Below are 16,596 nucleotides of genomic sequence, written 5' to 3'. Positions count from 1 at the left end.
CGCCCCAAAATTAAGATTAGCTTTCTGGATAGTCTACATGTAATGGAGGAAGAACAAGCCAACCTTTTTCTTTATTAAGTCGTAATAGTTTTGCACCAATTTGAGATTTGGCCAAATGGAATTGTCCATACATCAAAGCTACGTCTTCTCTAGTACATGTTCCCATAGCTTGACTACATGCAACCAATCCTTGAGCAGTATCCATTGAAAGTGCTGCACTAATCTCCGGGTCGTTAAATCTTGCTCCAGCAGGGATGGCTTCAATTCTTGCATTTGGACGTTCAGGAGGCGCAGGTGGAAGAGCGATGCCATTCACTTTTAATAGCTTTTCTAATTGCTTATTTGCCTCTTTCATCATTTGAATACATTCTTCAATGATCTTGGATAAATCTTTGTCGCCAGTGTGATTAAAAAATGTTTGATACCCAGCAATTAATCCATTATTTGCAGCAAGACTCGTCCATATAGTGAACACTTCACCATAATGTAAAGGTTCTTTTTGGGGGTTTCCAGTTAGTATTCCCATAATTGCACTCCCTGTCTAGTTTTAGGATTTTTTCCAACAGAATTAAGAGTGTGTTGCAAAACAGAAATTTATTCAAATATTTTAAGGAGGCTAACCAATGAACATGAAAAGAAACGGTGTTTTAGTCGACAATCCAGCAGCTCGGGTGAAAAGAACAAAGGTGAATCATCGTAAACAACAGCCAGTGAAGCACCATAGCGCATACGCAACACTTTTCAAATTTGAGGACGGTCAACGTGTTTATACAATGGTGCCAAAGGTTAACAAAGAAATTCAGGCGCTACAAGCAGACGGTTGGCAACTCGTTGAAGTATGGCAGCCGAAAAAGCCGATTTATGAAAAGCAGCAAAATAGTTTAGTTTGATTTGCCGTTTTAAAGTTCATTTGAACGAAAGAAAATGTGAAGGCCACTCCCATTAAGAAAGTGGCCCCTGATAAATTAGTCTGCTTCTATTCGAATTGCATCAATTCTTTGGCAGTCTACGATAAGTGTTGAACCAGGTTCAGTTTCTGGATCATCAAAGAATGCACAACAATTATCTCGATCAAATCTTAAAAATACGACATCTTCTAACACTTGACCGCCAGATAAGAATACATCAACTTCAGTACCTCTATCTAAGCGTCTTAATCTATTGCAAATGCAACCTTTACAACGACTACAATGACTATTACTACTACTCATTTTCAAGACCTCCTTTCCGATTTGAATGACGTACATTGATAACATATGGTTTAAGGTGAAAAGAGGTTGTGCAATTTGTCCAATAATAAAAAAATAGATTTTTTTGGAAGTAACATTAGTGGTGTTTAGGAAAACTTTTGTAAAGAGCGTTTGACGAAGGAATATTACAGAACGAAGGGGGCGAAGTAGTTTGAACCAAATTACATTTGAAATTGACGGAGACGTTCAAGCGCAACAAAGACCGAAGTTTTCACGAATGGGTAAAGGTGTAAGTGTACGTGTACGTGATCCAAAGGAATCTAAAGACTATAAAAGTTTTGTCAGATTAGTAGCTTCAGAGCATTCACTAGACGAACTGATTACAGAACCAATACGACTGCATATTGATGTCTACCGTAAAATACCTAAGTCATTCAGCAAAAAGAAGCATTTACAAGCTGTAGAAGGTGAGTTAAGACCAACCACTAAGCCTGACATAGATAATCTAGTTAAGGGTATTAAAGACGGTCTGAGTAAGGTTATATGGCATGATGACAGCCAAGTGATTGAGCTAGTAGCAAGGAAGTTTTATTCGGACAAACCAAAGGCGGTAGTTACTATTGAGTGGGAGAAATAAAAAAAGCCGTAAGAGTTGGCAGACTCAAACGACACATTTCAAAAATTAACTTAACTTAGTATACGGGACAAGTTCCTAAAAGATTCAAGAATTATAAAAAAATTAGAGGTGTAGCGATTGGGCGAAAAACAATTACGAGATGATATGATCGCTGAAGTTAATCTATATGAAAATGCGGTATACGTTGTAAGTGATGGACAATTAAAACCAGTTGATCCACCTCCAACAGGATTCGGTAAACAGGAAATTAGTTGGCAGAATGGGAAACCTACGCATAGTGAGATAAAGTACACTCAAAGGTTTTAATTTATGGAGAATCTATTCTTTTGAAGTTTTAAAATGAAGAAAATCATACCGAGTATTTTATCTCTAGACAATTGGACTTAATAATTTAAGTATAATAGAAGCATTTACGTTTATTTGTGTGCCTCCAGCCAAAGTCTGCAGAGTAACTGCTGCAGCAGAAGAATGATTTCTAAGTGTAAGACTACTGCTGGATGCTAAAGAAATTATTGCCTGACCAGTGTTTTGTTGAGTGCCAGCCCCTGAACCATAGGTTGTTCCCGTAACCGGTGCGCCATTTAAAAATAGTGTGAATTGGTTAGGCTCTACACCTGAGACGACGAAATTAATCTCGTAGATTCCCGGTGTGGTAACAACAATTTGAGAGGTTCCTGGAACATGGGTAATTCCAGGTGTAACTATGCCTGTAGAATCAAAAATAATATCAGCATCTATAGCTACAACCTCAGCACCTAGATTATAAATATATCCGTATTCACATAAACCACTACATGTTGTTGTTATTGGTATAGGAGATACACCAGTAATTCCACAGAGTTCAACAGCTCTGAAAGGGCCAATTTGACTTCCACATAAGCAGGATTGTTTATTACAGTTACTACAGTTATCCATTTTTCCACCTCCATCTGTAATATATTATTCATTCGAAAAATGGAGTAATGGGCAATTGGCTAACAATTTTGCTATTGTGTGAATATAAATATAAATATAAATGAATAACCGCTTACAAGAACAACTCGGAGCACTGAATTTACGCATTAACTGCGTTTATTCAGTGCTCCTTTTTATTTTCTATAAAGGGGCTCCCAGATGCGCTTCCAACAAGATTCGGTAAACAGGAAATTAGTTGGCAGAATGGGAAGCCAACGCATAGTGAGATAAAGTACACTCAAAGGTTTTAATTTTGATTTATACAAAATAATATTGATCACCTCTTTGTTTTTCTTAGAGGTGATTTTTTAATGGATACATATTTTAAAATAGCTATAAAGATTGTGAAGCTAAGCACTGAAACTAATGATATTAGGAAAGTGAATTTTGAACTTAACTTTTAATTTCCTGTAAATGTTTTTTGTTCAAAAGGAAGCCTAAAGGATTTTAATGATTTTGAAGATAAATAATGAATTAAGGCAATGATTCCTCCTGTAAAGTTTGAAATTAAATCTAAATCTGTATCTAATAAACTGGGTTGATTCTTGATAACTGGTTTATACAGTTCATCCTGCAAAAACTCAAATATTTCATAAAAACTACCTAATGATGTTGAAAGAAGAATAAAAAGAATAATTAATAATTTTCTTTGAATAAATTTCATTTTGACGAATTGTTGTAATATGAAAAATGCCCAAAGCGTGAGTGAATATGTACCAAAGATATGTTGAATTCGATCAAATAAATCTGATGTAACATACAAATTAAAAAATTGTCCAAATACATCATTAGAAATCAGTGAAAGGATAACAGCAATACGGATATAAAGTGGTATAGCCCACTTTAGTTTAAATTCTAAAATAATATATACTAACCAAAAAATAAGATTTCCAATAGTCATTCTCATATAATCATAATTATCTGTGATAATAAATCCGATGATACAATCTGTTTGAATCAATATTAATATAAAATCAAGTATTACATTTTTCTTAAAGTGTTGTTTCAGTTGAAACACTCCTTAGAATAATTAATTATTTATTTATTTATTTATTAGATATTAATCGGTAGTATTTGAAATTTAATTTTATTAGATTGATCTGTATTAGAGAGAAAAAATGAGGAATCTAAAGTATAAAATGTCCTGTAATTAGATATTTATGCATTACTGCACAAATCGAACATAATGTGTAAAAAGTGAGAAGGTCCTTATTCAACTAACGGGAGGCTTTACTTGAAGATCATTGAGTTGCATATGCAGCTCTTTTTTTTCTTTATTGAACTAACCGGGCAGGTTAGTTCAATAAAGAAGGGATATTTATAAAAATGTTGAAGTAGTGTATAGGATATCGTTCATCTAAGAAGAGTTTAACTAATTTATTTAATTACAGGAAATGTCTATTTGATAAGGGGGAGCAATATGAGGAACAAATTGATTATGTTGATTTCTTTGCTATTCTTAATGACACTTGTTGGTTGTAACAATGTTGATAAGAACGAAACTCGGGAGGTAAGTTCAACTTTTTCAATACCCGTTACTTTTGGTGATGGTGCAAAAGGTGAATATTTGTTGATTGGCGAAGAAGGGAAAGTTGGTTTATTGGTCGGATCGGGTAAAACAGGTGAGGTAATAGAAGAAAAGATTATTGCTAATAAATCAAATAAGTATATGTGGTATTTTTGGGGAGAGAAAGATAGTATCAGTGGTGATTTTAAAGTAGTTGGAACTGACGAAGAAGGGAAAGAGCATCCTGTGTTGTTATCTGGCAAAGATAAAGTATGGCAATATTCTAATGCTTCTATTAGCCCTAATGACGGTGCAGATTCCCATATCCCATCGTATATGGTGTTCCCTACTAGTGGATTATGGAAATTAGAAGTATATTTTAATGAGAAATTATTTGGGGAACTAGTTATAAACGTTGAAGAGAGTTAAATCATCTTCAACTAACTAACGGGGAGCATTAGCAAAAGATTATTGAGCTGTTCATTCAGCTCTTTTTTTATTCAACTAACGGGGCAGTTTAGTTCAATAAGAAAATAGCTATACAAAATTTAAAGCGTAATTTAATATCCATATTTAGCGATGTAGTTTTTATGGAATTTGAAGATGTTGTTTTAGATTAAAGTTTGATCAAATTGATATTAATAACCTTGATAAATGAACAAACAGAAAGAGGATGCTTTAAAAAAAGATTGATCAAAACACCCTCTTATTTAATACGACCGATGAACTTTTTTATAAAAAATAAGCAGCACCATTAATTAAAAACATTATGCATTATTCGAACTTACGTCTTTCTCCTTTTAATTCTTTTTTCTTTCTAATTCTTTCTTTTCTTTCATAAATGATTCTCCCTCAATATCTAAATTTGGTAGTAATTTATCTAACCACTTTGGCAAGTACCAAGAAGCTTTTCCCATTAAGATCATTACTGCTGGTACAATAGCCATTCTTACTACAAAAGCATCAAATATAACGCCAAATGTGAGTGAAAAGCCCATTGCTTTAATTATAGGATCAGGTGCTAACATGAATCCAGTAAATACTGAAATCATAATCAACCCTGCAGCTGTTACTACTCCACCACTATCTTTCATTCCGGCTAAAACAGCTTTACGTGCATCACCGGTATGTGTAAATACTTCACGCATTCTGCTAACTAGAAAAACCTCATAGTCCATTGCTAACCCAAATAAAATCCCTATCACAATGACTGGTAAGAAGCTTAATATAGGATAGGCAATGGGGAATCCAAATAAATCAATTAAATTTCCATCTTGTATAACAAATACAGTGAATCCTAATGTTGCACCTAAAGACAGTGCAAATCCTAGTACTGCTTTTAATGGAACTAGAATAGACCTGAATACTATTACTAATAAGATGAATGAAAATCCAATAATTAACAGAGCAAATAATGGTAATGCATCACTCAGTTTTTGTGATACATCAATGTTTACCGCCGTAGTACCTGTAACCATTAATTTTATATTATTGGATTTTTCCAAGGTCTTTGCCTTTTCTCTAATATCATTTACAAGATCTTTTGTTTCTGAATCGGCAGCTCCTGTATCTGGAGTTATAGAAATAAGATACAATTCTCCTGAAGGTCCCGGAATTGCTGGACTAACATTTTTTACATTTGATAACCCACTTAACTCTTCTATAGTATCACTTAATGCTACTTGTGGATTGGTTGTTTCGCTTGAAGTTGTAGCAGCTACAATTAATGTTGAAAGATGGCCAGGGCCATAAGCTTTGGTAAGTAAGTCATATGCTTTTCTTTCTGTTGTCTCTTCACTTTTCGAACCGTTATCTGGTAATGCGAGTTCCATATGGGAAATAGGCCAAGCAATTATAGATAGAAGTGCAATTCCAATAATCGCCACTTTCCACGGGCGTTTTGCTACGAAATTTCCCCATCTATAGGAAGTAGTTTTGTTACGAATATTTGTAAAGTAGCAGATATTAATCGCGGAACTTTTTATTCTTATTATAATGATCCCTTTGATTTAATGAGAAGTATTGAAGAAGAATTGATAGAGAAAATGATGAGTACTATTAATATTTCGGGAGAAGAAAATATACTAAATGAACTTTTAAAATTGATACTTATAAATAAAGACCTCTGTAAAATCATTTTTAATGAAAAAAATAGCTCTCATGTACTAAATACAGTTTTGAATTCTGCTCATGATATAACAATTGCAGAAATTAGAAGAAAGTTACCAAATGCTAATGAGACTCATTTAGAATATTTTTTCACTTATTCGACAGGTGGAATCATTAAAGTAATTAGAAAATGGATAAATGATGATATGAATATACCAACTGAAGAAGTTGTACAAATCTTAGAAAGTATGAACGTCATGTCATCTCAATAATAAACGATTTGTTATTTTGAATAATTATCATTAATATGTTCTGAGATTTGCTATAAAAAAGTTATAATTTGCGTAAAATTATTCTATATCGAGTTAGCTTAAGAGATGGTAAACTTTTCAAGGTGAAGAGTTTCACTTAAACTAACGGGTGCTTTACTTCAATAAAATAAATGACCACATATTATATATAGCTCTAATATCTGTGGCCATTTTATTTTCAATAACTTAACTATTGTTTTTGATTTTGTTGTATTTTTATTGGAAAATAAAAAAGATCACATTAAATGTGATCAATTACATTAAAAATTATTCGTCATCCCATAAATCATTCCTGATATATAAGGAATTAACCATATTATCCAAACAACAATACTTAATTTGTGGAATTTTTCCATCATAATTTTATCCTTTTTAATCAAAACAATTGTAGCCCAGATAGCATGAAATAACATTAATAAAATTGCTAATAAACCAGTTATGCCATGGAAACTAAATAGAGATCCTTCTGATGCCATTTTTTCCATTGTAGTTGTTCCAATAGTGTCGAAAACTAATCCTAACCAAAAAATGATTACATGCCATGGTTTTAATGTCTTTTGAAATTTCTCTGACCATACTCCTACAGAATAAAATAATAATGCTGCAGTAATGAATATAATTGCTAATATAAGCATTGAAATCCCTCACTTTTTTAATTTATCTAATCACTGTTACCTGTAAGTAAATAAATTATTGATAATTATTACTTGAGCTGAGTATATAAAATGAATATGAACGGAGTATGAACAATTTATTTTGAAGATTATAATTGATAATTTAAAGAGAGAGAAATCGTCATCAGGGGATATCAAATGGTATAAATCAATTATTTTATTTAGAGTTGTAAATATCTCTAATTGAACAAACGGAGAAGCATTCCTGTGATGAAGGCATGAAATTGTGTATATCAAATCGAATTAATTTGTGAAAAGATGTACTTAAACTAACGGGTGCTTTAGTTGATTAAGAGCTACTAAATTTACAAAATAAAACTTAAGTGTGTTAAAATAAATATAAATGAATAACCGCTTACGAGAACAACTCGGAGCACTGAATTTACGCATTAACTGCGTTTATTCGGTGCTCCTTTTTTTATTTATCTAACAAGGGGCGATATATATGGATAATTGGGCAGATAGATTACTTGGAGAATATAAAGAAGGTAGAAATGCTTTGCATCAAATGAAAGCAAATCTACATGAAGATAACTTTGAGGATGAAACGCAGATCAACTGCATGATTGAGAGCATGACGTTTGCTATGGACTGGATGGAGACAGGGAGACAACCAGATACATACAACGGGATTGATAAGAAATCCATTTACCAAAGACAATTCTTTGAAAGTATCGATGTGATTCCTGATATAACAGATGAGCTTTATGCTATCGATTCTAAGCAACTTTACATGACTACTGAAGAGAAAAAAGATCTTGCTAAGATATTTGCTACTTGGAGTCATAAAGAGAGAGTTTGCTACATTGCACATGAAGTTCAGAAAAAAAGTTTTCAACAGATTGCTGATGAGCTGAAAGTCAGTAAGGGCGCGGTTCAATCGTATATTAAGAGAGCGAGAAGTAAGGTGAAAGAGCTAGTTTCATGAAATTTCTTTGCCTTACGTTGCCTTACGAAGTCTACATATATGAGGGGGATAATAGGGGGTGCATCTTTTAACCACGCCTACCATTCTTCCTCTCATTTAACCTTAACCTAAAAGAATGAAAAAACAGACCGACCGACCCAAGAAGATAAATTCCACAGTTATACTTCGCTAAGATGGAATATATCACAGGTTAGGAAATTCACTTTGGACTCTGTCCATTTTTAAATTATGTTGATTCAAGCGAATGATACGGACCATATACGATTGTGTTGGGGTTATCAGTATTGTTCGTTTGAATGAGTGTAATGTGATAGTTTTATCAGATTTACATTACAGACTTGCAGTCTTCTACAATTTATAATTATTGTAGGGGGGTGGTATAACATGGTGTTAGAGGTGAAATATCACATTATAGGTGGTAAGTTAAACGAATATAATTACATATCTGTCGAGGTAGATGAGGATGTAAATCCAGATGAAATAGAAGGTATAAGAGAAATTCAGTCCGCCATTTCAAGACAAATTAACATTCCATGGAACAAAATTAAAATAGTTTGAAATTAGCGCCTCTTATGGTGCTTTTATTTTGCTCTGATTCTAGTAAATGATTAGTATAAACGTGTTGCGTAGGACTAAATATATTGTTCGTTTGAATGAGTGTAACTTTAAAGAATATAAAAAATAAAAAAGGGTTTTATATAAAAATGCAGAATATAACAAATGTGGAAATATATTAACAAGGAGGTTGGTATTGATGAAAAAGAAAAAGTCGATATTTTCTATTGCTGGAGCTTTATTAGTCTTGAGTCTATCGTTGGCTACAAGTGCAAATGCAGGTTCTGTTACTCCGCCTAGTCAAGGTGGCGATGGTGGTGGCGGAGGTATTAAACCGCCGACGTGCAATAATCAAGGTCAATGTCCAATTGGCTAATATGAAAAATAGAGCATCCTTCAGGGTGCTTTTTATTTTGCCCTGACACAAACGAATGCCTAGCTGACCAAAACCCCTTATTGGATGGCGTTCGTTTGTGTGAGAGTGAAATATATCGATTATCAAATATGTAATATACTTGCTTCTTATGATTGCTTATAGTGATTGTGGGAGGTGATAGTTTGGATTATTTAAGGTGGTTATTGCAAATAGACTGGGAATCTTTATTAGGTAGTGCATTTGGAGCTTTTATTTCTGTTATTGGAGCAATATATATATTTAAAAAGGAAAGCAAAACAACTCTTGATAATGAAATTATTGTTGCTAATTCAGCAGTTGATAATTTATTAGCTGAAGAGATTCGGTTAAATTATAATAAATTCTTTAAAAATAATGAAGCGCTCTTAAGGAATCTCAAAAAAGTAGCTGATGGTAAAAGTGGTGTGAATTATTCTTTTAATACATACAAAGATGCAAAATACATTTCAAATGATTTTGAAGACTTAAAGGTATTAGTAATAAAAGCTGAGCCGGAGTTAGCTAGCAACGTTTTCGCATTTTATGGAATGTTGAAAAGGTTTAGTGATGAGAAAATAGAAAATGAAAACAACTTTAATTCATTAAATAGTTATCAAGCAGAAACGTATTACTATGCAATAAAGTTCTTTGAAGAAAGATATTTCTGATTACAAGCATCCTTCGGGGTGCTTTTTATTTTGATTATTCGGAGGTGGTGTTATGAGAGATGGCTAGACCTAGAAACCCCAAACGTGATGAATCATTTCAGTTGTGGATCAATAGCAAAGGTGAAATGAAACTAAAAGACATTGCTGAACAATTAGAGTTGTCTGATTCACAAATACGAAAGTGGAAGAATCAAGATAATTGGGATGAACAATTGAATGGTAACGTTACTAAATCGAAAGGTAACGTTACTAAACAGAAACAACTTAATAAGGTAATTAAAAAAGAGCCTGTTGAATCGGAGTTAGTTGTCAGTGATGATAATGAACTAACCGATAAACAAAGGCTCTTTGTTGCGTTTTATGTGAAGAGTTGGAATGCTACTAAAGCTTATAAGAAAGCTTATGAGTGCGGTTATAACACGGCTATGGTTGAAGGTTCGCGTCACCTTAGAAATCCTAAGATAAGCGCTGAAATCATTCGTGTACGTGATGAAATCACAGGTGATGCGCTATTAAGTAAGAGAGTACTTATACAAAAGTGGATTGATATCGCCTTTGCAGATATGACGGACTTTGTATCATTCGGCACTACACAACGGCATGAACGTGATGAGGAAGGGAATATCCTAATCGGTGAAGATGGAGAACCTTCTACTTATCCGATATCATACGTTAACTTAGAGGATTCATTGGAAGTCGACGGTTCACTAATAACTGAAGTAAAGCAGGGTCGTGATGGTATATCCATCAAGCTTGCTGACAAGATGAAGGCGCTCGACTTTTTAACAAAGCATATGGATTTATTAGATGATCTTGAGCTGAAGCAATTGAAAGTGGAGAAAGCTCGCATTGAAGTAGACAAACTCCAAAATGGTGACGGTTCTACAACGCAAGAAAGCGAAGTTGCTAAAATGCTTAGGAGTTTGGCAGGTGATAGTGATTGAATCTAACGCCAAAACAAAGAGAAGTCATGGACTCATTCATAAAAGAGAATCCGAAAATATTATTAGCCAGTGGCGCCAAAAGGGCAGGGAAAACCTTCGTATTTATTCTGCTTTTTCTTATGCACATTGCGAAGTATGAAGGGCAAGGGTTATCGTTCATCATTGGTGGCGCTACACAGGCCAGTATTAGGCGTAACATTCTAAACGATATGGAATCTGTCTTAGGTAAGGAATTGAAGCTTAACAAGGCTAATGCAGTCACTGTATTCGGCAATAAAATATATTGCTTTGATGGAGCTAATGCAAATGCATGGAAAAAGGCCCGTGGTTTTACAGCTGCAGGTGCATTGTTGAATGAAGGTACAGCACTTCATGATTCATTCGTGAAGGAAGTTATCTCACGTTGTTCATATAAAGGTGCAAGGGTCTTGATTGATACTAACCCAGAGAATCCAGCGCATTCAGTTAAAACGGATTACATCGATAAAGATGGTCAAATGTTAGATAATGGCCGTTTGAACATAAGAGCATTTCATTTCACATTGTTTGATAACATTTATCTAGATCCTGAGTATGTAGAGAGTATTATTGCTTCAACTCCAACTGGAATGTTCACTGACAGAGATATTCTTGGTCAATGGGTATCTGCAGAAGGTGTTATTTATAAGGATTTCCGTAAAGACTCTCATTACATTACTGCAGAACAATTCGAGAAAGTTAACATCGTTAAATACTTTGCTGGCGTTGACTGGGGTTACGATCACTATGGCTCGATTGTAGTGATGGGTATTGATGATAAAGGAAACATTTATCTCATTGAGGAACACGCCAAACAGCATGAAGAAATTGACTACTGGGTGAAGGTTGCTAAAGGCATTAAAGAAAGCTATGGCAACATTAACTTCTATTGTGATACAGCAAGACCAGAGCATATAGAACGTTTCAGAAGAGAAAGATTAAGAGCACTTAATGCTGACAAGGCAGTTGTCTCCGGTATTGAAGAAGTTGCTCGGCTCTTAAAACTCAATAAATTATTCATTGTTAGTGAAAATGTAAAACGATTTGATAAGGAAATATATTTATATGTTTGGAATGAAACAACAGGAGAACCTGTTAAACAATGGGATGACGTCCTTGATGCAGTTCGATATGCAATCTATACAGAATTAAAACCAAAAAGAAGACGAGATAGAGGTGATAAAAATGCGTGATAATATGCTGAAATACAAGAAAAGAATAGACGAACAAGGCATCACAGCTGAATTGGTACTTGAAATTATATCGGCACATAAACCTGAATATCAGCGAACAACGAAACTATATAGTCGATATTGTGTTGATGAGGTTGATGGTCCCGAGATTTTTAATCGTGCGATTGTAGATTACCAATTAGATTCGAGAAGCGTTGTTCGATTGGACGACAAGGTAAATAACCAATTAAACAACCCCTTTGATGTAGATATCATTGATACAAAAATTGGTTACATGTTTGGACATCCGATTAGTTACGGAGTCGACGAAGATGCAGATGACATAAAAAAAGAAATGGAATTGTTCTTGTTACGCAATAATGCAGATGATAATGATGCAGAACTTGGCTTGATGGCTTCAATTTGCGGTTATGCTGCACGACTATGTTATATCGATTTAGAGGGTAATGAACGTATTAAAAACATAGAGCCTTGGGAATCGGTATTTATAGGTGAAGATATTCATGAACCAGCTTATTCATTACGATACTACACGTTTGACGGTAATCAGTATGCAGAGTTTTATGACCGATATCACGTCTATTATTTCTCTCATGGTGATGCTGGATTTGCGCTACAAAATGCTGAACTACATTTATTCGATTTTAATCCCTTGTTTGGTACAGCCAACAATAAAGAGTTTAAAGGTGATGCTGAGAAGGTGCTAGCATTAATTGATGCTTATGATCGCACTTTATCGGATGCTTCAAATGAATTAGAGCAATTCAGATTGGCTTATCTAATATTAAGAGGTGTAGGGGCTGACCCAGAGGATTTAGAAAGATTTAATAAGTCAGGAATATTTGAGCTCATGGGTGATAAGGATGAAATCAAGTATCTAACTAAAGATATTAACGACGCAATGATAGAGAACCATTTAAACCGTTTAGAAAGTAACATTCTACGTTTTGCTAAATCAGTCAACTTTGCAGATGAGCAGTTTAGCGGAAATGCTAGCGGTATTGCAATGAGGTTGAAAATAATGGCGCTAGAGAACAAATCTATCATTATGGAGCGTAAGTTCACCTCGACCTTACGTTATCAATTCAAAGTGCTATTCAGTGCATGGGCTAAGCGAAAAGGTTTTAAGCAAGAGGATTATTTAAAGATGTTCTTTTCATTTAAGCGAAATTTACCTGCAAACATATTAGATGAAGCACAAACAACCCAACTGTTGAAAGGGCAGGTATCTGAAGCTACTCGTTTATCACTATTAACGTTTGTTGATGATGTGCAGTATGAGTTAGACCAGATGAAACAAGATGCATTTCTTTATGAGTCCGATTTAGAACCACTTATTGAGGACGGTGAAGATGATGGACCAGTTAGAGATCAATGAGCAACTAGACAAACTAATGGCTCAAACTGAATCAGACATTGAAAAGCTGTTCGCTAAGCGCCTCAAATCAATACTTTCACAAATGTCTAATATGTATTTAAAGCTATCTCATAAAGGTCAACAACCGAGCTGGACAGATGTTAATAAATACAATCGTTTTCAGCAAGAAATGAAACGCATAGCCCAACAGTTAGACGGTGATTACAAAAAAATAATAAAAGAAATTACTAAGTCACATCAAACCCTCTACGTTGAGAAATATTTGATGATGGCTTATTTATTTTCTATGAGTAACGCAGAAGAATTAGGGTTTCAAATTCCTTCTGAATCAATGATACAAACAGCGCTTATTAATCCAGTTGAGTATTTAACTTTACCTAAAATATTTGAGTTTCATCGTAGAGAACTAATTCGAAAGTTGAACATTGAGATAGCACAATCACTGCAACAAGGTGTAGGTTATTCAGATTTAGCTTATCGAATTCAACAAGTGTTGGGATTTAGCCGTAAGAAAGCTATCTTAGTAGCGAGAACTGAAGGTGGCCGAGTTCGTTCAGCAGCTGATCTACAAGTCGAGGAAGATATTAAAGACAAAGTAAACCTAGACAAGGTCTGGATGAGTTCATTGGATTTACGTGTTAGAAGTTCACATCGTAAGTTAGATGGGCAGAAAGCTGATAATAAGGGTTACTTCCATCACTTAGGATTGAAAGGTAAAGGACCTCATATGTGGGGTGTGGCAAACATGGATATTCAATGCAGATGTACTGTTATTTATTTGATTGACGGTAAATATCCAGAGTATCGTAGAGGGCGTGATTACATGGATTCTGGATACCAAAAGCAGCTTGCAAATCGAATCGAGAAGTATATGGGTGATGAAGGTATAACGTATAAGCAGGCTCTTAAAAAGGCTCAGAAGGAACTAAAACCACCGAGTACTGTTATTCCATTCGTAGATTTTAAAGACTGGAAAAGGCAGTTTGTAGCATGATGAAATGAAATATCGATTTTTATCCGTCTTTAAGCAACAGACATTAAACAGGCTTATTAATTTTGTGTTTCGTGGGTGAGAACGTGCGAAGGACTAGGAGGAATCACGATGAATATCGACCTTGAACAAGTAAAACAACTTGCTGAAAGTGGTGACAAAACAGCGTTTGAATCATATATCCATAAAGCATTAGAAAAGAACGATGTGACGTTAGTGCTATCAACAAATGCCGAGGTTAAGAGTGTATTTGATTCAGAAAAAGACAAGCATCACAGTACAGCTTTAGAAACGTGGAAAACGAACAATTTGCAAAAGTTAATTGATGATAAAGTGTCGGAATTGAACCCTCAACTAACGGAGGAACAAAAGCGTATTGCTGCACTTGAAAAAGATCTCGCAGATACAAAAGCTGCAGCTGAACGAGAAAAATTGATGACAGAATTTACGAAAGAGGCAGCAACTAAAGGATTGCCTGTTGACGTTTTGCCATTCTTGCTAGGTTCTGATGAGAATAGCACTCGAGAACGTTTTACAACTTTCGAAACAGTTTACTCAACAGCACTTCAAAAAGCAGTAGATGAAAAATTTAAGGCTGGCGGTCGTGAGATACCAGGTGCAAATGGTGGAGGTGATGAAGAAGGAGCATTTGGTAAACAGTTAGCTACGCAAAATAAATCAAATGAGCATTTAACAACAGCTCGTGAAAGCTATTTTCAATAATTAATTAGGAGGAACAAACAATGAGTAAATTTGAAACTACTACTTATGGTAATACGAAACAAATTGTTAAATTCCCTGATCATTACGTTAACCAGTCGATTGAGGTAACTGATACAGGTATAACAGCAGTTGATGGTAGAAAGATTTTACCAGCAGGTACGATTTATCCGGCTAATGATGCAACAGCTCAAGGAGTATTGTTCAATGATGTAGATGTTACTCATGGCCCAGCAGGTGGCGCATTGTTGATTCATGGATTTGTGGATTTAGATAAAATTCCAACGGCCCCATCAGATGAAGCTAAAGCAGCATTACCTTTAATTAAGTTTCTATAATTAACAAAATCAAAATTGAGAGGATTGAATTAAATGCCAACTATTTACGACTTAGTGACAGCTGCAAACGTAGCTAGTTATGTAACTGAATCAGCTTCAAATCAAGTCCCATTCTTAGGGGCAACATTATTCCCATCAAAAAAGAAAGCAGGTTTAGAGCTTTCGTGGATTAAAGGTGCTAATGGTTTACCTGTAGCTCTTACACCGTCTGTTTTTGATGCGAAAGCGCCAGTACGTGACCGCATGGGAGTATCGGAAGTGAAAACAGAAATGCCATTTTTCCGTGAAGCGATGCGAATCGGTGAGCAAGACCGTCAAAACTTGATGAACTTACTTGCAACAAACAACTCAGCTTTATATGAAACTCATGTAAATCGTATATATGATGATGTAGGACAATTGGTTAAAGGTGCAGATGTTCAGCCAGAGCGTATGATCATGCAGCTGTTATCTACGGGTAAGATTGCTATCAATGCAAACGGAGTCCCGTTGGATTACAACTATGGTTTAAAAGATGAACGAAAAGAAGTGTTAACTGGAACTGCTAAATGGTCTGATGCATCATCTACACCCTTGGCAGACATCCAACGTTGGCAAGATATAGTTGAAGATGCAACAGGCACTCGACCGACAAATGGTATTGTGACACGTAAAACGTTTGGATATTTACTTAAACACGAAGGTATCCGTAAAGCAATCACACCAATGGGTGGAGAGTTTACTGTACTTACAGATGCAAAATTAAAAGATTTCTTACAAAATACTTTAGGCTTATCAGTCGCGGTATATAACAAGAAATTCATGGACGAAGCAAAAGTAGTAAAAGGTTTCTTCCCGGATAATGTGTTTACTCTTTTACCTTCAGGAACACTAGGCAATACGTATTATGGTACCACTCCAGAAGAGGCGGATTTACTGACTGGCTCAAGTGCAGCAGATGTGAAAATAGTTAATACTGGTGTAGCTGTTACTACAGTAAAAGAACCTCATCCAGTAAATGTACAAACGATTGTGAGTGAAATAGTTATGCCATCGTTTGAATCAATCGACAATATCTTTATTGCTACAGTAGGGTAAGGGAGGAGAA

22 protein-coding genes are annotated in these 16,596 nt (G+C 34.9%); 16 read left to right on the top strand and 6 right to left on the bottom strand.

The window, feature by feature from the left end; translation table 11 throughout:
• Positions 1-16: 16 nt before the first annotated feature.
• A complete protein-coding gene (locus MHH85_RS11080; RefSeq protein ID WP_340707103.1) occupies positions 17-526 on the bottom strand; it encodes a DUF3231 family protein in 510 nt (169 codons plus the stop codon).
• A 97-nt stretch (positions 527-623) separates the two neighbouring features.
• Between MHH85_RS11080 and MHH85_RS11075 the strand changes: the two genes are divergently transcribed.
• Positions 624-890 carry a hypothetical protein gene (locus tag MHH85_RS11075; RefSeq protein ID WP_340707102.1) on the top strand — a complete coding sequence of 89 codons (267 nt, stop codon included), beginning with the start codon at positions 624-626 and terminating at the stop codon, positions 888-890.
• Positions 891-965: 75 nt separating this feature from the next.
• Here MHH85_RS11075 and MHH85_RS11070 read toward each other — a convergent pair whose 3' ends face one another.
• On the bottom strand, positions 966-1,211 hold the full coding sequence (locus tag MHH85_RS11070; protein ID WP_340707101.1) for a hydrolase: 246 nt from the start codon (positions 1,209-1,211) through the stop codon (positions 966-968).
• A gap of 190 nt (positions 1,212-1,401) precedes the next feature.
• Between MHH85_RS11070 and MHH85_RS11065 the strand changes: the two genes are divergently transcribed.
• Both MHH85_RS11065 and MHH85_RS11060 read left to right on the top strand, forming a co-directional pair.
• Positions 1,402-1,827 (top strand): RusA family crossover junction endodeoxyribonuclease, encoded by a 426-nt coding sequence (locus MHH85_RS11065; protein ID WP_340707100.1) that lies wholly within the window; start codon positions 1,402-1,404, stop codon positions 1,825-1,827.
• 117 nt (positions 1,828-1,944) lie between these two features.
• A complete protein-coding gene (locus tag MHH85_RS11060; RefSeq protein WP_340707099.1) occupies positions 1,945-2,133 on the top strand; it encodes a DUF3954 domain-containing protein in 189 nt (62 codons plus the stop codon).
• Between the two features lie 63 nt (positions 2,134-2,196).
• Here MHH85_RS11060 and MHH85_RS11055 read toward each other — a convergent pair whose 3' ends face one another.
• The gene (locus tag MHH85_RS11055; RefSeq protein WP_340707098.1) at positions 2,197-2,742 is read right to left on the bottom strand and encodes a collagen-like protein; all 546 of its coding nucleotides are present in this window, start codon (positions 2,740-2,742) and stop codon (positions 2,197-2,199) included.
• Positions 2,743-3,181: 439 nt separating this feature from the next.
• The gene (locus tag MHH85_RS11050) at positions 3,182-3,682 is read right to left on the bottom strand and encodes a hypothetical protein (protein WP_340707097.1); all 501 of its coding nucleotides are present in this window, start codon (positions 3,680-3,682) and stop codon (positions 3,182-3,184) included.
• A gap of 519 nt (positions 3,683-4,201) precedes the next feature.
• Here MHH85_RS11050 and MHH85_RS11045 point away from each other — a divergent pair.
• Positions 4,202-4,717 carry a DUF4871 domain-containing protein gene (locus MHH85_RS11045; RefSeq protein WP_340707095.1) on the top strand — a complete coding sequence of 172 codons (516 nt, stop codon included), beginning with the start codon at positions 4,202-4,204 and terminating at the stop codon, positions 4,715-4,717.
• Positions 4,718-5,088: 371 nt separating this feature from the next.
• Here MHH85_RS11045 and MHH85_RS11040 read toward each other — a convergent pair whose 3' ends face one another.
• Entirely contained in the window at positions 5,089-6,174 is a 1,086-nt protein-coding gene (locus MHH85_RS11040) for an MMPL family transporter (RefSeq protein ID WP_340707094.1), read from the bottom strand.
• A 126-nt stretch (positions 6,175-6,300) separates the two neighbouring features.
• Here MHH85_RS11040 and MHH85_RS11035 point away from each other — a divergent pair, with 126 nt between their 5' ends.
• Entirely contained in the window at positions 6,301-6,669 is a 369-nt protein-coding gene (locus tag MHH85_RS11035; protein WP_340707093.1) for a TetR-like C-terminal domain-containing protein, read from the top strand.
• A gap of 299 nt (positions 6,670-6,968) precedes the next feature.
• Here MHH85_RS11035 and MHH85_RS11030 read toward each other — a convergent pair whose 3' ends face one another.
• Positions 6,969-7,343 carry an HsmA family protein gene (locus tag MHH85_RS11030; RefSeq protein WP_340707092.1) on the bottom strand — a complete coding sequence of 125 codons (375 nt, stop codon included), beginning with the start codon at positions 7,341-7,343 and terminating at the stop codon, positions 6,969-6,971.
• Between the two features lie 484 nt (positions 7,344-7,827).
• On the opposite strand from MHH85_RS11030, the gene MHH85_RS11025 reads away from it, so the two are divergent.
• From MHH85_RS11025 to MHH85_RS10975, 11 genes are all read left to right on the top strand, one after another.
• Positions 7,828-8,310, top strand: a complete 483-nt coding sequence (locus MHH85_RS11025) for a sigma factor-like helix-turn-helix DNA-binding protein (protein ID WP_340707091.1) — start codon at positions 7,828-7,830, stop codon at positions 8,308-8,310.
• Between the two features lie 384 nt (positions 8,311-8,694).
• Positions 8,695-8,868 (top strand): hypothetical protein, encoded by a 174-nt coding sequence (locus MHH85_RS11020; protein ID WP_340707090.1) that lies wholly within the window; start codon positions 8,695-8,697, stop codon positions 8,866-8,868.
• A 187-nt stretch (positions 8,869-9,055) separates the two neighbouring features.
• Positions 9,056-9,241, top strand: a complete 186-nt coding sequence (locus tag MHH85_RS11015) for a hypothetical protein (protein ID WP_340707089.1) — start codon at positions 9,056-9,058, stop codon at positions 9,239-9,241.
• A gap of 182 nt (positions 9,242-9,423) precedes the next feature.
• The gene (locus MHH85_RS11010; protein WP_340707088.1) at positions 9,424-9,927 is read left to right on the top strand and encodes a hypothetical protein; all 504 of its coding nucleotides are present in this window, start codon (positions 9,424-9,426) and stop codon (positions 9,925-9,927) included.
• 59 nt (positions 9,928-9,986) lie between these two features.
• Positions 9,987-10,871, top strand: a complete 885-nt coding sequence (locus MHH85_RS11005) for a terminase small subunit (RefSeq protein ID WP_340707087.1) — start codon at positions 9,987-9,989, stop codon at positions 10,869-10,871.
• The gene (locus MHH85_RS11000; RefSeq protein WP_340707086.1) at positions 10,868-12,082 is read left to right on the top strand and encodes a PBSX family phage terminase large subunit; all 1,215 of its coding nucleotides are present in this window, start codon (positions 10,868-10,870) and stop codon (positions 12,080-12,082) included. Before MHH85_RS11005 ends, MHH85_RS11000 begins: the two co-directional genes overlap by 4 nt.
• A 4-nt stretch (positions 12,083-12,086) precedes the next feature.
• Positions 12,087-13,460: a phage portal protein gene (locus MHH85_RS10995; protein ID WP_340708159.1), complete on the top strand. Its 1,374-nt coding sequence runs from the start codon at positions 12,087-12,089 to the stop codon at positions 13,458-13,460.
• A complete protein-coding gene (locus tag MHH85_RS10990) occupies positions 13,435-14,454 on the top strand; it encodes a phage head morphogenesis protein (RefSeq protein WP_340707085.1) in 1,020 nt (339 codons plus the stop codon). Before MHH85_RS10995 ends, MHH85_RS10990 begins: the two co-directional genes overlap by 26 nt.
• Positions 14,455-14,562: 108 nt before the next feature.
• Positions 14,563-15,174: a DUF4355 domain-containing protein gene (locus MHH85_RS10985; RefSeq protein ID WP_340707084.1), complete on the top strand. Its 612-nt coding sequence runs from the start codon at positions 14,563-14,565 to the stop codon at positions 15,172-15,174.
• Between the two features lie 20 nt (positions 15,175-15,194).
• A complete protein-coding gene (locus MHH85_RS10980; RefSeq protein WP_340707083.1) occupies positions 15,195-15,509 on the top strand; it encodes a hypothetical protein in 315 nt (104 codons plus the stop codon).
• Between the two features lie 33 nt (positions 15,510-15,542).
• Positions 15,543-16,586, top strand: coding sequence for a major capsid protein (locus MHH85_RS10975; protein WP_340707082.1), 1,044 nt, complete (start codon positions 15,543-15,545; stop codon positions 16,584-16,586).
• Positions 16,587-16,596: the final 10 nt, after the last annotated feature.

Origin of the sequence: Viridibacillus sp. FSL E2-0187 (assembly GCF_038006425.1) — a bacterium.
GTDB lineage: Bacteria > Bacillota > Bacilli > Bacillales_A > Planococcaceae > Viridibacillus > Viridibacillus arvi.
The sequence above is the reverse complement of the archived record's forward strand: the minus strand, read 5'-3'. Positions and strand labels throughout refer to the sequence as shown.